Origin of the sequence: Corallococcus terminator, assembly GCF_003611635.1 — a bacterium.
GTDB classification, from domain to species: Bacteria; Myxococcota; Myxococcia; order Myxococcales; family Myxococcaceae; genus Corallococcus; species Corallococcus terminator.
This window is the reverse complement of sequence record NZ_RAVZ01000001.1, coordinates 84,253-99,693: the sequence shown is the minus strand read 5'-3', so window position 1 is coordinate 99,693 and position 15,441 is coordinate 84,253. Positions and strand designations below refer to the sequence as shown.

The 15,441-nt window shown below is 72.2% G+C and carries 1 protein-coding gene (only partly in view); it reads right to left on the bottom strand.

What is annotated here, in order from left to right:
* Positions 1 to 15,441: the 5' portion of a non-ribosomal peptide synthase/polyketide synthase gene (locus tag D7V88_RS00155; protein WP_120538536.1), read on the bottom strand. Its footprint begins 19,452 nt before the window's first position; 15,441 of the gene's 34,893 nt are visible here — the first part of the coding sequence; its start codon is at positions 15,439 to 15,441; its stop codon lies off the left edge, out of view.

The following is a 15,441-nucleotide window of genomic DNA, read 5'->3' as shown; positions in this document are numbered from 1 at the left end:
CGGCGTCTCTCCCCGGGGCCAGGGCCGCAGGGTGGTGTTGACGAAGAAAGGACCCGCGTCGAAGTCGATGCGCGGGTTGGGCTTCTGGAAGTGGAGGCTGGGGGGAATCTCCCCATGGTGCAGCGACAGCGCGGCCTTCATCAGGCCCGCCAGACCCGCCACCGTGTCCAGGTGGCCCATGTTGGACTTCAGCGACGCGAGCGCGATGGTGCCCCGGGCATCCGGACCCATCCCATAGGCCCGCTGGAGCGCCGCGACTTCAATCGGATCGCCCAGCGGCGTGGCAGTGCCGTGCGCCTCCACGTAGCCGATGTCCTTCGGCTCGATGCCCGCGCGCGTGAGCGCCTGGGTGATGACGGAGGACTGTCCCTGCACGCTGGGCGCGGTGAAGCCGGACTTGTCGCGCCCGTCGTTGTTCGTGGCCGAGGCGCGGATGACGGCGTAGATGGAGTCGCCGTCCCGCACCGCGTCGTCCAGCCGCTTGAGCACCACCGCCGCCACGCCGTTGCCGGAGATGGTTCCCTTCGCCTGCGCGTCGAACGCGCGGCAGTGGCCGTCGGGAGAGAAGATCAACCCCTCCTGGTACACGTAGCCCGTGCGCTGGACCGCGCTCACGCGCGTGGCGCCCGCGATGGCCACGTCGGAGCGTCCCGACAGCAGGTTCTGGCACGCCAGGTGGACCGCCACGAGCCCCGTGGAGCACGCGGTGTAGACGAGCGTGCTCTCCCCGCGCAGCCCCAGCTTCCAGGACGTCTTCTGCGCCAGGCTCTGGTGGGTCGCGGTGCCGTACAGCTCGAAGAAGGCGGCGCCGTCCAGGGGCATGCCCTGCTGCACCGTCTGCGCGTAGCCGGAGTCGATGGCGCCCGCGTACAGCGAGATGTCCCCGGGGAACTGATCCGGTTCGATGCCCGCGTCCTCCAGCGCGGCCCAGGTGCACTGGAGGAACAGCCGCTGCTGCGGATCCGTCCACTGCGCCTCGCGCAGGGACATGTCGAAGAAGGCGTGATCGAACTGGTCGATGTCGTCCAGCACGCCGCCGGCGGGGACGAAGTTCGGGTGCTGCCACAGCTCCATGCCCTCGGGGAGGCCGGGCAGGTGCTCCAGCTCCTCCGGCGTGAAGCGGGAGATGGACTCCACGCCCTCGCGCAGGTTGTGCCAGAACTCCTCCACGGAGGAAGCGCCCGGGAAGCGTCCCGCCATGCCGACGATGGCGATGTCCTCGGACCCCGCTGTCTGGGGCGCCCGGGCTCGCGGCGCCTTCTCGGGCGTGGGCGCGGGCGTGGACGGCGGGGCGGCCACGGTCGCGCCACCGGGCGTTGCGCCCGACTCGCGCTCCAGGCGCTGGGCGAGCGCGTGGACGGTGGGGTGTTCGAAGAGCCACACCACGGGCAGCTCGCGGCCCAGCGCTTCCTTCAGGCGCGTGGACACGCGCACCACCGTGAGGGAGGTGCCGGCCAGGTCCTCGAAGAAGTGGTCGTGCACGCCGACGCGCTCGATGCCCAGCTCGCGCGCCCAGACGGCCGCGATCTGCTCCTCCAGCGGGTTGCCGGGCTCCACGAAGCGGCCCGCGCCGCCATTCGCGCCGCCGGTGGGCGCGGGCAGCGCCTTGCGGTCCACCTTGCCGTTGGGGTTGAGCGGCAGCGCTTCCAGCACCACGAACGCCGACGGCACCATGAACTCCGGCAGCCGCTGGCGCAGGTGCTCGCGCAGGTCCGCGGGCACCAGGGACGGCGCGGCCTCACCGGGGGCGGAGGGCAGCGCGGGCACGGCGTAGGCGACCAGCCGCTTGTCGCCGGGCACGTCCTCGCGCACCAGGACGATGGCTTCGCGCACGTGGGGCGCGGACATCACGGCGGCCTCGACCTCCGACAGCTCGATGCGGAAGCCGCGCACCTTCACCTGGGTGTCGATGCGGCCCAGGAAGTCCACGGCGCCATCCGCGCGCCAGCGCGCCAGGTCTCCCGTGCGGTAGATGCGCTCACCGGGCCGGGTGCTGGACGGATCCGGCACGAAGCGCTCCGCCGTCAGGTCCGGGCGCGACAGGTAGCCGCGCGCGAGGCCGTCACCGCCGATGCACAGCTCGCCGGGCACGCCGACCGGCACGGGCCGCAGGTGCGCATCCAGGATGTAGACCTGCGTGTTGGCGATGGGGGGACCCACGGGCACGCTCGTGCCCACGTCCTCGGAGCGCGTCACCCGCAGGCAGTTGGCGAAGACCGTGCCCTCCGTGGGGCCGTAGCCGTTGATGACGGGGATGCGCAGCGTGTCCAGCACCTTGCGGGTGTGCGTGGGCGACAGCACGTCCCCGGCGGGGATGATCTGCCGCACGCCGCGCAGCATCTCCAGGCCCACGTCCACCACCTGGGAGAACAGGCCCGTGGACAGGTAGAGCGTGGTGACAGCGTGGCGCCGCAGCACCCGGCCCAGCAGCTCCAGGTCCGTGGGCGGCTGGGGCGGGAAGACGACGAGCCGGCCGCCGGTGAGCAGCGCGGTCCAGATCTCCATGGTGGAGACGTCGAACGCGATGGGCGCCAGGTGAACGCACGTCTCCTCCGGGCCCATGTCCACGTAGTCCGCGCCGTACATCAGCCGCACGACGCCGCGGTGCTCCACCGCCACGCCCTTGGGCCGGCCGGTGCTGCCCGACGTGAAGTCCACGTAGGCCAGGTTGCGCGGCAGCGGACGCACGCCCGTGGGCGACGTGGGCTGCGCGTCCAGGCGCACCTCCTCCATGAACAGGCACGGCACGGCGTCCGACACGGGCAGCGAGGGCCGAAGCGCGCGGGTGGTGATGAGCAGCCGGGGTGGGGCGTCCTCCACCATGTACTCCAGGCGTTGCGCCGGGTACGCGGCGTCCAGCGGCACGTAGGCGCCACCCGCCTTGAGGATGGCGAGCAGGGACACCACGAGCTCCAGCGAGCGCTCCAGGCACACGCCCACCAGCGCGTCCAGCCCGATGCCGTTCGCGCGCAATAGGTGCGCGAGCTGGTTGGCCCGCGCGTCGAGCTGCGCGTACGTCAGCTTCGCGTCCTCGAACTCCAGCGCGATGGCGTCCGGGCGCAGGGCGACCTGCGCCTCGAAGAGCTCCGGGATGGAGCTGTCGCGCGGGTAGTCGACCCGGGTGTCGTTCCAGTCCACCAGGAGCTGCTGGCGTTCGGAGGGCGTGAGCCATTCACGCGTGGACAGCGGGGCGTCCGGCGCCGCGACCAGGGACTCCAGGAGGACGCGCAGGTGGCCGGCCATCCGGCGCGCCGTGGCGGGCTCGAACAGGTCGGTGCTGTACTCGAGGCCGCCGCGCACCCCGTCCGCGGACTCGGTGAGCATGAGGCCCAGGTCGAAGCGGGCCGTGGCGTTCTCCACCTCCACGGGCCGCAGCGTGAGGCCCGGGGCCTTCAGCTCACCCTGGGGCGTGTTCTGGAGCGCGAGCAGGACCTGCACCAGCGGGTTGCGGCTCAGGTCGCGCTGGGGCTGGAGCTCCTCGACGAGCTTCTCGAAGGGGACGTCCTGGTGCTCGTAGGCGGCGAGCGTGGTGTCGCGCACCTGGGCGAGCAGCGCGCGGAACGAGTCCCGTCCGCGCACGCGCCCCTTGAGCGCCAGCGTGTTGACGAAGAAGCCGATGAGCCCCTCCACCTCCCCGTGTCCACGGCCCGCGACGGGGGAGCCGACGAGCAGCTCCTCCTGGCGTGTGTAGCGGGACAGGAGGACCTGCCATGCGGCCAGGAGCGCCATGAACGGCGTGGCGCCTTCCTGCCGCGCGATGGCGAAGAGGCCCTGGGTGAGCTCCCGGGGCAGGTGCACGGGCACGAGCGCGCCGCGCGAGGACGGCAGGGCCGGCCGGGGCTTGTCCGTGAAGAGCTCCAGGATGCGAGGGACGCCGGAGAGGTGCTCCTTCCACCACGTCACCTCCCGCGCGAGCACGTCGCCCCGCAGCCAGTCCCGCTGCCACGTGGCGAAGTCGGCGTACTGCACCGGCAGCGCGGGCAGCGTGGGGGACTTCCCGGTGGCGAAGGCCTCGTAGGCCGCGGCGACTTCGCGCACCAGCACGCCCATGGACCAGCCGTCCGAGACGATGTGGTGCATGTCGAGCAGCAGGACGTGGTGCTCCGCGTCCAGCCGGAGCAGGTGCGTGCGCAGGAGCGGGCCCCGGCCCAGGTCGAAGGGCGTGCGGGCCTCTTCCGCCGACAGCCGGCGCACCTCGGCCTCGCGGGCCTCCGGCGCGAGGGGTTCCAGGTCCGTGGCCGGGAGCGCCCACGTGCCGGGCGCGTGGAAGACCTGGACGGGCTCCGCGTCCTTCATCGCGAAGGTCGTGCGCAGGGATTCGTGGCGGGCGACGAGGTGCTCCAGGGCGCGGCGCAGCGCTTCGACATCCAGGGCGCCCTCCAGACGAAGGGCCGCCATCACGTTGTACTGGCTGCCACCGGGCTGGAGCTGATCCACCACCCACAGCCGCTGCTGGGCGAAGGACAGCGGCAGGTCCCTGTCCCGGGCCACGGGCCGGGGTGGCGTGCGCAGGGGCCCGTCCGCGCGCGACAGGAAGCGCTCCTCCACGTGCCGCGTGAGGCGGGCGACGGTGGGGGCGTCGAAGAGCGTGCGCAGGGGCAGCTCCACGCCGAACGCGGAGCGCAGTCGGGAGATGAACTGCGTGGCCATCAGGGAGTGGCCGCCCAGGGCGAAGAAGTCGTCGTGCAGGCCCACGCGCTCCAGGTTCAGCAGCTCCGCGAAGAGCGCGGCAAGCTTCTGCTGGAAGAGGGTCATGGGCTCCGGCTGAGCGGAGGCGGGCGCGGACGCGACCGACAGCGCGTCCGGTGCGGGCAGTGCGTGAGTGTCCACCTTGCCGTTCGGGGTCAGCGGCAGCGCGGGCAGGGAAACGAAGGCGGAGGGCACCTGGTGGGCCGGCAGCCGCTCCGTGAGGAAGGCGCGCAGGGCCGCGATGTCCAGCGGGGCAGCCCCGGAAGCGGGAACAACCCAGGCCACGAGGCGCGGATCACCCGAAGACTGCTCGCGCACGCGCACCACCGCTTCGCGCACCGAGGGGTGCTGGAGGAGGAAGGCCTCCACCTCCGCGGGCTCGATGCGGAAGCCGCGCAGCTTCACCTGCGCGTCCACGCGGCCCACGAAGTCGAGCGTCCCGTCCGCGCTCCAGCGCGCCCGGTCGCCCGTGCGGTACAGCCGGGCCCCGGGCTCGCCGCTGAAGGCGTCCGGTACGAAGCGTCCGGCCGTGAGGGCGGGCTGCTCCAGGTAGCCTCGCGCCAGTCCGACGCCGCCCAGGAACAGCTCGCCCGGGACGCCCGGGGGCACGGGCTGGCCGTGCGCATCCAGCACGTACACCCGCATGCGCGTCAGCGGCCTGCCAATGGGGACGGAGGTCGCGTCGGCCGGGAGTCCCGCCAGCTCATGGGACGTGGCGCAGACGGTGGCCTCGGTCGGGCCGTAGAGGTTCACCAGGTGCTGGGGAGCCTGTGCCCCAAGCACGCCCAGGGCGGCGCGTGCGTCCGCCTTCTCTCCGCCGAAGAACACGTAGCGCATGTGCGCGAAGGCCGAGGGCACCTCGCGCGCCACCTGATGGAAGAGGGCGGTGGTGAGCAGGGCCGATGTGGCGCCCACGTCGCGCAGCCGCTTCGCCAGCTCCCGGGGCGCGAGCGTCACGTCGCGCGGGATGATGACCAGCCGCGCGCCGTTGAGCAGCGCGCCCCAGATTTCGAAGGTGGCCGCGTCGAACGACGGCGTGCCCACCTGGGCCATGCGGTCCGCGGGCCCCAGGTCGACGAAGTCCGTGTCCCGCACCAGGTGGACGACGGCGCGGTGGGGGATGCCCACGCCCTTGGGCAGGCCCGTGGAGCCGGAGGTGTAGAGCACGTACGCGAGCTGATCCGCCGCGATGTGGAAGTGCTCGGGGGCCTGCGTGGACTGCTTCGCGAGCAGCGGCCCGTCGGTGTCAAGGGACACCGTGGGCAGATCGTGCTCGGGCAGGGAGGACCGGGTGGACTGTTGCGTCACCACCGCCGCCACGCGGGCGTCCTGGAACATGAACGCCAGGCGCTGACGGGGATACGCGGGCTCCAGCGGCAGGTAGCAGCCGCCGGCCTTGAGGATGCCCAGCAGACCGACCGCCAGCTCCAACCCGCGTTCCACGCACAGGCCGACCCGCGCCTCGGGCCGCAGCCCGAGCGACAGCAGGTGCCGCGCCAGTTGGTTGGAGCGCGCGTCCAGCTCCGCGTAGGTGAGGGTCTGTCCCTCGTGCTCGACGGCGACGGCCTGGGGGGCTCGCCGGGCATGCGCCTCGAAGAGGCTCGGGAGGGTGTCCTCCACCGGCGCGGTGGGACGCGTCGCGTTCCAGTCGCGCAGCACGCGCTGGCGCTCGGGGCCGGTCAGCAGCGACACGCTGGCCAGCGGCGCGTCAGGCCGTTCGCACACGGCGTCGAGCAGCACGCCAAGGTGCTCCATCATCCGCGCGACGGTGGAGGCGTCGAACAGGTCCGTGCTGTAGCCGATGGAACCGGAGAAGCCTCCGGCTGTCTCCTGGAGGCTGAGGTCCAGCTCGAACTTGGCGCTGGAGGCGTCCGCTTCACGCAGGCCCAGGCGCAGACCGGGCAGCTCCAGCGCTCCCATGGGGGCGTTCTGGAGCGCGAAGGTGACCTGGAAGAGGGGCGGGCGACTCGGGTCGCGCTGGGGCTGGAGCTCCTCGACGAGCTTCTCGAAGGGGAGGTCCTGGTGCTCGTAGGCGGCCAGGGTGGAGCGCTTCACCTGGCGCAGCAGTGAGCGGAAGGAAGCGGAGGAGTCGATGCGCGAGCGCAGGACGAGGGAGTTGACGAAGAAGCCGATGAGGCCTTCGGTCTCCGCGCGGTTGCGGTTGGCGATGGGAGCGCCGACGCAGACATCGTCCTGGTTTGCATAGCGGGACAGCAGGAGTTGGAAGGAGGCCAGCAGCGCCATGAAGGGCGTGGCGCCTTCCTGCGAGGCCAGGGTCTTGAGACGGCTGGAGAGCGCGGTCGGCAGCGCGACTGGCAGCGAGGCGCCGCGGAAGGACTGGACGGAGGGACGGGGCCTGTCGGTGGGCAGCTCCAGTGCGGAGGGAGCGCCCGCGAGCTGGTGACGCCAGAAGTCGAGCTGTGACTGGAGGACATCCCCCTGGAGCCACTGGCGCTGCCAGGAAGCGAAGTCGGCGTACTGCACCGGCAGCGGCGCGAGGGTGGGAGCTTCGCCGGAAGCGAAGGCGCGGTAGAGGGCGGCCAGCTCCCGCACCATCACGCCCATGGACCAGCCGTCCGAGGCGATGTGGTGCGTGAGGACCAGCAGCACGTGTTCCTGTTCACCCAGACGCACCAGCACGGCGCGGAAGAGGGGGCCGCGCGACAGGTCGAACGGACGGGTGGCGTGTTCGGCGATGCGGTTTCGCAGCGTGACTTCGCGCTCGGAGGTCGGCAGGTGGCCCAGGTCGATGCGCTCGAAGGGGCAGGCGACGGGGGGGGCGATGCGCTGCACGGGGCCGTGCGGGCCCTCGGCGAAGGTGGTGCGCAGCACCTCATGGCGCCGCACCAGGGCATCCAGCGATTGCCGGAGGGCCGCCGTGTCGAGCGCGCCTTCCAGTTGGAGGACGCCGGGAACGTTGTAGGCCGTGCTCCCGGGTTCGAGCTGATCCAGGAACCACAGGCGCTGCTGCGCGAAGGACAGCGGCGGGGCGCCGTCGCGTGGCATCGCAACCAACGGCGGGGCCTTTGGCGCGGGGGACTGGGTGCGTGCGGCGTCGATGCGCTCGGCGAGGGCTTCGAGCGTGGAGGCTTCAAAGAGCGTGCGCAGCGGCAGCTCCACGTCGAAGGCGGCGCGCACACGGGAGACGATCTGCGTGGCCAGCAGCGAGTGGCCACCGAGGGCGAAGAAGTCGTCCTCGGCGCCCACCGTGTCGAGCTTCAGCACCTCGGTCCAGAGGGTCGCGAGCTGGCGCTCGGTCTCGGTGGTCGGCGGACGCGAGGCGGCGCGCACCACGGAGGCCGCGTCCGGCGCGGGGAGGGCTTTGCGGTCGACCTTTGCGTTGGCGTTGAGGGGCAGGGCGTCCAGGAGGACGAAGGCCGCGGGGACCATGTACTCGGGCAGCTTCTGCTGGAGGTGGGCGCGCAGCTCGGTGGGAGAGACGTTGGAGGCGACGACGTAGGCGACGAGGCGCTTGTCATCAGCGGAGTCCTCGCGAACGACGACGATGGCATCGCGCACGCCGGGCACGGAGCGCAGGACGGCTTCGACTTCGCCGGGCTCGATGCGGAAACCGCGCAGCTTCACCTGGAAGTCGGTGCGGCCCAGGAAGTCGAGCGAGCCATCGGGCAGCCAGCGGACCTTGTCACCGGTGCGGTAGAGGCGGGCGCCCGGGGTGGAGCTGAAGGGGTGGGGGATGAAGCGCTCGGCGGTGAGGGCGGGCTGCTCCAGGTAGCCCCAGGCGAGGCCTTCGCCACCGACGTACAGCTCGCCGGGGATGCCGACGGGCACCGGCTGCCAGGCGGCATCCAACACGTAGGCGGTGGAGTTGGAGATGGGGCGGCCGATGGGCAGCGAGTCGCCTACGGGCGTGGCGGGGGCCAGGGGCTGGCTGGTGGAGAAGGTGGTGTTCTCCGTGGGTCCGTAGACGTGGAAGAAGCGCGTGCCGGGGCGCATGCGCAGCAGGTGCTCGCGTGCACGGGCCAGGGGCATGGCTTCGCCGCCCGCCATGAGCTGCGGAATGGAGGCGAGTGCGTCGGGCTGGTGCTGCACCAGTTGGGCGAAGAGAGCGGTGGTGAGGAAGACGGAGGAGACGGAGTGCTGGCGCAGAAGGCCTGCGACTTCCTCCAGGGAGAGTGCGTGCGGGGGAGGCAGCACGAGGCGGGCGCCGTGCAGGAGCGCGCCCCAGACTTCCAGGGTGGAGGCGTCGAAGGCGGCGGGGGCCAGTTGGAGGAAGACCTCCTGGGGCCCGAAGCGCATGAAGTCGTTGCCGCAGACCAGACGCACGACGGCGCGGTGGGGGATGCACACGCCCTTGGGACGGCCCGTCGAGCCCGACGTGAACATCACGTACGCCAGGCTGTCACCGCTGCTCCACGCCTCGGGCGCGGAGGTGGGGCGCGAGGCCAGCAGGGACGCCTCCGCGTCCAGCTTCACCAGCGGCATGGCGTGCGCGGGAAGCTCACGCGCCAGCGCTTCGAAGGTGAGCAGCGCGGCGGCGCCGGACTGCTGGAGCAACAGCTCCCGCCGCTCGACGGGCGCATGCAGGTCGATGGGGACGTAGGTGGCCCCGGCCTTGAGGGCCGCGAGCAGGCCGATGATCAGTTCGGGCGAGCGCGGCAGGAAGAGCGCGACGCGCGAGCCCGGGCGGACCCCCAGCTCTCGCAGGTGCCACGCGAGCTGATGGGCGCGTGCTTCAAGCTGGGAGTAGGTGAGGTGCAGCTCACCGGAGACGAGCGCGACGGCTTCGGGGGTGAGCGCGACCTGGCGGGAGAACAGGATGTGCAGGGGCTCGTCGAGCGGCGCGTCGGAGGCGGTGGCATTCCACTCCACCAGCAGCCGCTGACGCTCCCCTTCCGGAAGGAAGGTGACGTCCCGCAGCTCCTGTCCTTCCGCCGCGGTGAGCCCGCGCAGCGCCAGCCGCAGGTGCTCCAGCAGGCGCGTGGCCGTGGCGTCATCGTAACGGGCGGTGTCGTACGTCAACTGCAACCGGAGCTCCTGCCCCGGCACCACCGCGAGCACGAGCGGGTAGTGGGTGCGCTCGTGCATGCGCACGTCCGCCACCGTCACCCCGGGGGAGCGCTCCTTCAGCGCCGCGTCCAGCGGGTAGTTCTCGAAGACGAACAGGGACTCGAACAGCGGCGTCCCGCGCGGCACCGCGCTCCAGGACTGCACCTGCACCAGCGGGCAGTGTTCGTGCTGGCGCAGGTCCACCTGCTGCGCCTGGACCTTCTGGAGCCACGGCACCACCGGGGCCCGGGGCTCCACCTGGAAGCGCGCGGGCAGCGAGTTGATGAACAGGCCCACCATCGCTTCGACACCGGGCAGCTCCGGCGGTCGGCCCGAGACGGTGACGCCGAAGAGGACGTCCTCGTCGCCGCTGTAGCGGGAGAGCACCAGCGCCCAGGCGGCCTGGGCCAGCGTGCCCAGCGTCAGCTCGTGGCGACGCGCGAAGGCCTGGAGTGAACCGAGCTGATCCGCGGAGAGCGCCAGCATCTGCTCACCGGCTTTCGCCACCGTCCCACTCGAAGCGGCCGGACGTGCCCCGGGCAGCGGCGTGGGCGCGGTGAAGCCCGCCAGCACCTGCCGCCACCAGGGTTCGGACCGCGCCGGGTCTTGCTGTTGCAGCCAGCCGATGTAATCGCGGAAGGCCGGAGCGGGCTCCAGCCGGGGCGCCTGTCCCCGCGCCGTGCTCGCGTACGCGGTGAAGAGCTGCTGGAGCACCCGGCCCATGCTCCAGCCGTCCAGCAGCAGGTGGTGGAAGCTCCACACGCAATGCCAGGAGTCTTCCCCCAGCCGGAGGACCGCCAGCCGGGCCAGCGGGGCCCGTCCCAGGTCGAAGCCCTGCTCCCGGTCCTCCTGGAGGAAGGCTTCCAGCCGCGCGGGCTGCTCGGCGGCAGGCACCTGACGCCAGTCGAGCTGCCGCCAGGGCAGCTCCACCCGGGGCGATACCACCTGCAGCGGTTGCTCCAGCCCCTCCCAGACGAAGCGCGTGCGCAGCACCGCCTCGCGCGCCACCACCGCCTCGAACGCGCGCCTCAACGCCGCGGCCTCCAGCGGCGAGCGGATGGCCCAGGAGAGCTGTTCGAAGTACAGGCCTCCAACCGGTGACAACTGGGCGTGGAAGAGCAGGCCCTGTTGCAGTGGCGACAGGGGATAGACGTCCTCCACGGGCGTGCCCGGAGGCAGCAGCCGCTCCAGCGTCGCCGCGTCCAGGCGCGCCAGCGGGAAATCCAGGGGCGCGTAGCGCAGCGCATCCGCCGAGTCCCGGCCCTCCACCAGCGCCCGCAAGGCCTCCAGGTGGCCCTTCGCGAGCGACTCGAGCGTGGTCCGCGTGTGCAGCGATTCGCTGTACGTCCAGACGACGCGCAGCTTCCCGCCCACGATCATGGCATCGACGTCGAACGCGCGAGGGCGCAATCCGCCCATGTCACGCGACGTGCCGGAGGGCTCTTGCGTGAGCGCGAAGAGCGTGGACGCCTGGGCATCGAGCTGGCCCAGGTAGTTGAAGGCCACCCAGGGCTCGGGCGGAGCGGACAGCGTCGCGGCCACGGCGTCGCGGCCCAGGTGGCGCAGCAGTCCGTAGCCCACGCCCCGGTGGGGCAGGGCGCGCAGTGATTCGCGCACGGTGCGCAGGGCTTCGCCCGGCGTGGCCCCTGTCGGCACGTCCAGCCGCACCGGGAAGAGGCTGGTGAACCAGCCCACCGTGCGGGACACGTCCACGCCGTCGAAGAGCTCCTCGCGGCCATGGCCCTCCAGTGCCACCGTCAGCGCGCCCGGGCCCGCCCAGCGCGCCAGCGCCTGGGCGAGCGACGACAGCAACAGCTCATCCACGCGCGAGCGGTACGCCGCCGCGACCTCCTGGATGAGCAGGCGCGTCGTCTCCGCCTCCAGCTCCACCGTCACCGTACGCGCCGAGTCCTGGGCGTTCGTGCCCCCCGGCAGGTCCGTGGGCAGCGCGGCCACGGGATGCGCGCTCTGGGCCTGCCACACGGGCAGTTGTGCCTCCAGCGCCTCCGTGCGCGCCAGCGTCTGGAGTTGCTGGGCCCACGCCTGGAACGACGTGCCACGCGGCGGCAGCGCCACGGTTCCACCCCGGCGCAGTTGGAGGCAGGCGGCCTCCAGGTCCTCCAGCAGCACGCGCCAGGAGACGCCGTCCACCGCCAGGTGGTGGGCCGCCAGCAGCAAGCGCGGCGTCTGGCCCGGCCCCCGCTCGAAGAAGGCCGCGCGCAGCAGCAGTCCCTCGGTGAGGTCCAGGCTGGCCTGCACCTTCGTCGCCTCGGCGTCCAGCGCGGAGGCGCGCAGGGCTTCGGGCACGGTGGACAGGTCCACCCGCTTGAGCTTCAGCAGGGCGCCCGGTGGCGCGTTGTGCTGCTCCCAGCCGCCCGCCGTGCGGGTGAGGCGCAGGCGCAGGGCGTCGTGGTGCTCCACCAGGTGGCGCAGGGCCTTCTCCAGCAGGGCGGGCTCCAACGGCTCGCGCACCTCCAGCAGCACGGCCTGGTTGAAGTGGTGCGGCCTGGGAAGCTCCTGCTCCAGGAAGACGCGCTGGAGGGGCGTCAGCGGGACGGGGCCCTGCACGGGACCCACGTCCTCGCGCGGCGTCCGCGCGGCCTCGGCCACCTTCGCGAGCGCCGCCACCGTGCGGTGCTGGAAGAGCAGGCGCGGCGTCAGGCTCAACCCGGCCTGTCTTGCCCGGGCGACGACCTGGAGGCTGATGATGGAGTCGCCTCCCAGGTCGAAGAAGTTGTCGTGGACGCCGACGCGGGGACGCCCCAGCACCTGCGCCCAGATGTCCGCCAGCTTCTGCTCCGTCTCGTCGCGCGGAGCGACGTAGTCCGAAGCGTTCAGGTCCTCCGCGCCCGCGGTGTCCGGGGCGGGCAGGGCCTTGCGGTCCAGCTTGCCGTTGGGACCGAGCGGCAGGGCATCCAGGACCGCGAAGGCCGCCGGCACCATGTATTCGGGCAGGTGCTGGCGCAGGTGCTCACGCAGATCCGACGGCGCGTGCGAGCCCTCCTCCCGGGACGTGAGGACGACGTACGCGACCAGGCGCTGCTGGCCCGGCACGTCCTCGCGCGCCACCACCACCGCCTCGCGCACGGAGGCGTGTCGCTCCAGCGCGGCTTCAATCTCTCCCAGTTCGATGCGCTGCCCGTGCAGCTTCACCTGGAAGTCCATGCGGCCCAGGAAGTCGACGGTGCCGTCCGGCAGCCACCGCGCCCGGTCTCCCGTGCGGTACATGCGCGCGCCCGGCTCCCGGGTGAAGGGGTCCGGCACGAAGCGCTCGGAGGTGAGCGCGGGGCGCCCCAGGTAGCCCAGGGCCAACTGCACGCCGCCGATGAAGAGCTCTCCGGGCACGCCCACCGGGACAGGCCGCAGGCCCGCGTCCAGGACGTGCACCTGCGTGTTCGCCACCGGCCTGCCGATGGGCGCCGTGGTGCCGGGCTCCTGCCCTGACACCTGGGCCCACGTGGCGTCGATGGTCGTCTCCGTGGGGCCGTAGAGGTTCACCACCTGGACCTGGGGCAGCACCGCGCGCACGCGCAGGGCCAGCTCCAGCGGCAGCGCCTCACCGCCGCAGAAGAGCCAGCGCAGGTGCGTGGCCCGGGGCAGCGCGGGCTCATCCAGCATGAAGCGCAGGAGCGACGGCACCACCTGGAGCACGCTCACGCGCTGGCGCACCACGCAGTCCACCAGCGCCGCCGGATCCCGGTGCGCCTCCAGCGGCGCGAGCACCAGCGGAGCCCCCACGAGCAGCGACGCCCAGCACTCCCACACGGAGGCGTCGAAGCTCAGCGGTGTCTTCTGGAGCACCCGCTCCGTGGCGCCCAGGCCGAAGGTGGAGACCATCCACGCCATGTGGTTGGCCAGGGCCCGGTGGGCAATGACGGTGCCCTTGGGCTGGCCCGTGCTCCCGGAGGTGTAGATGACGTAGGCGGGATGACCCGGCGTGAGGGGGACCTCGGGCGCGTCCGTCGGCTGGCGCGCCACGCTCGCCCCGTCCGAGTCCAGGCACAGCAACCGTGCCTGCGTGGACGGAAGCTGTGACACGAGCCGCTGCTGGGTGAGCAGCACGCGCGGCGCGGCGTCCGCCAGCATGAAGGCGATGCGGTCCTTCGGGTAGGCCGGATCGATGGGCACGTAGGCGGCGCCCGCCTTGAGCACGCCCAGCAGGCCGACCACCATCTCGATGGAGCGCTCCACGCACAGGCCCACCGTTGCCCCGGGCCCGGCGCCCAGGGAGTGCAGGTGGTGCGCGAGCTGGTTGGCCCTCGCGTCGAGTTCCGCGTAGGTGAGCTGCGCGTCCTCGAAGATGACCGCCACGGCCTCGGGCGTGCGCCGGACCTGGGCCTGGACGAGCGCGGGCAGGCAGGTGTCCTCCGCGAACGCCGCGCGCGTGTCGTTCCACTGCTGGAGCTGGCGCTCCTCCTCCGGCGACAGCAGCGTCAGGCCCGACAGTCGCGCGTCTGGCGCTTCCAGCAGGGACTGCAACAGCGTGGCGACATGGCCCAGCATCCGCCGGACCGTGGCTCCGTCGAAGCGGGCCTCGTCGTAGGTGAGCTGGAGCTCCAGGTCCGTGGCGTCCGGCATCACCACGAAGCTGAGTGGGTAGCCCGTGCGCGCATGCGTGCGCGCGAAGCCTTCCACTGGCAGCCGCGCCGTCATCTCCGGCGCGAGCCCCCGCCGCGGAAGGTTCTCGAAGATGACCAGGCTTTCGAAGACGGGCTGGCCGCGGGGCACGTCACTCCACCCCTGCACGTCCACCAGCGACACGTATTCGAAGTCGCGCGCGGCGAACTGCTCCGTCTGGAGCGCCTTGAGCCACGACAGCACCGTGGCGTCCGGGGGCAGTCGCACCCGGCTGACCTGCGTGTTGATGAACGTGCCCAGCATGCCGTCCACGCCGGGCAGTGACGGCGGGCGTCCGGACACGACGGTGCCGAAGGCCACGTCGTCCTGCCCGCTGTAGCGGCCCAGGGCCAGCGCCCACGCCCCCTGCACCAGGGTGCTCAGCGTCACCTGGTGCTGTCGCGTGAAGGCCGCCAGCCGGCCACTCAACACCGCGCCCGGACGCAGCGACTCGGTGCCGTAGGACTCCACTTCCGAGCCGTGGCCCGCGGCCCGGTCCGCCGCGAGTGGCGTGGCGGTCCTGAAGCCTGCCAGCCGCTCGCGCCAGAAGCGCTCGGCCTGGTCCCGGTCCTGCTTCGACAACCAACCGATGTAGTCCCGGTACGGCCGGGCCTGCTCCAGTTGGGGCTCCTCGCCCCGGCTGAGCGCGTCGTAGGTGAGGAACAGCTCCCGCATGCACACGGGCAGCGACCAGCCATCCATCACCAGGTGGTGGTAGCTGAGCATGCACCGCGTGAGCGCGGGCCCGCACTTCACCAGCGTGAAGCGCAACAGCGGCGCCGCGGACAGGTTGAAGCCCTCGCGCTGATCGGCTTCCAGCCGGGCCGCGAAGCGCGCCTCCTGGGCTTCGGCGGGCACCTGCGTCCAGTCCTCCAGGCGCCACGTCGGCTCTACCTTCCGACGCACCGCCTGGAGGGGATCCTTCATGCCTTCCCAGAAGAACGCCGTGCGCAGCGGCGTGTGCCGCTCCACCATCCGTTGCCACGCCCGCTGGAGCGTGGCGACGTCCAGGTCACCTCGCCAGGACCAGTAGACCTGTTCCACGTAGGTGCCCGGCGCGCCGAGCGTGTGGAACAGCAGGCCCTGCTGCATGGGCGAAAGACGGTAGATGTCGTCGACGTTCTTCAT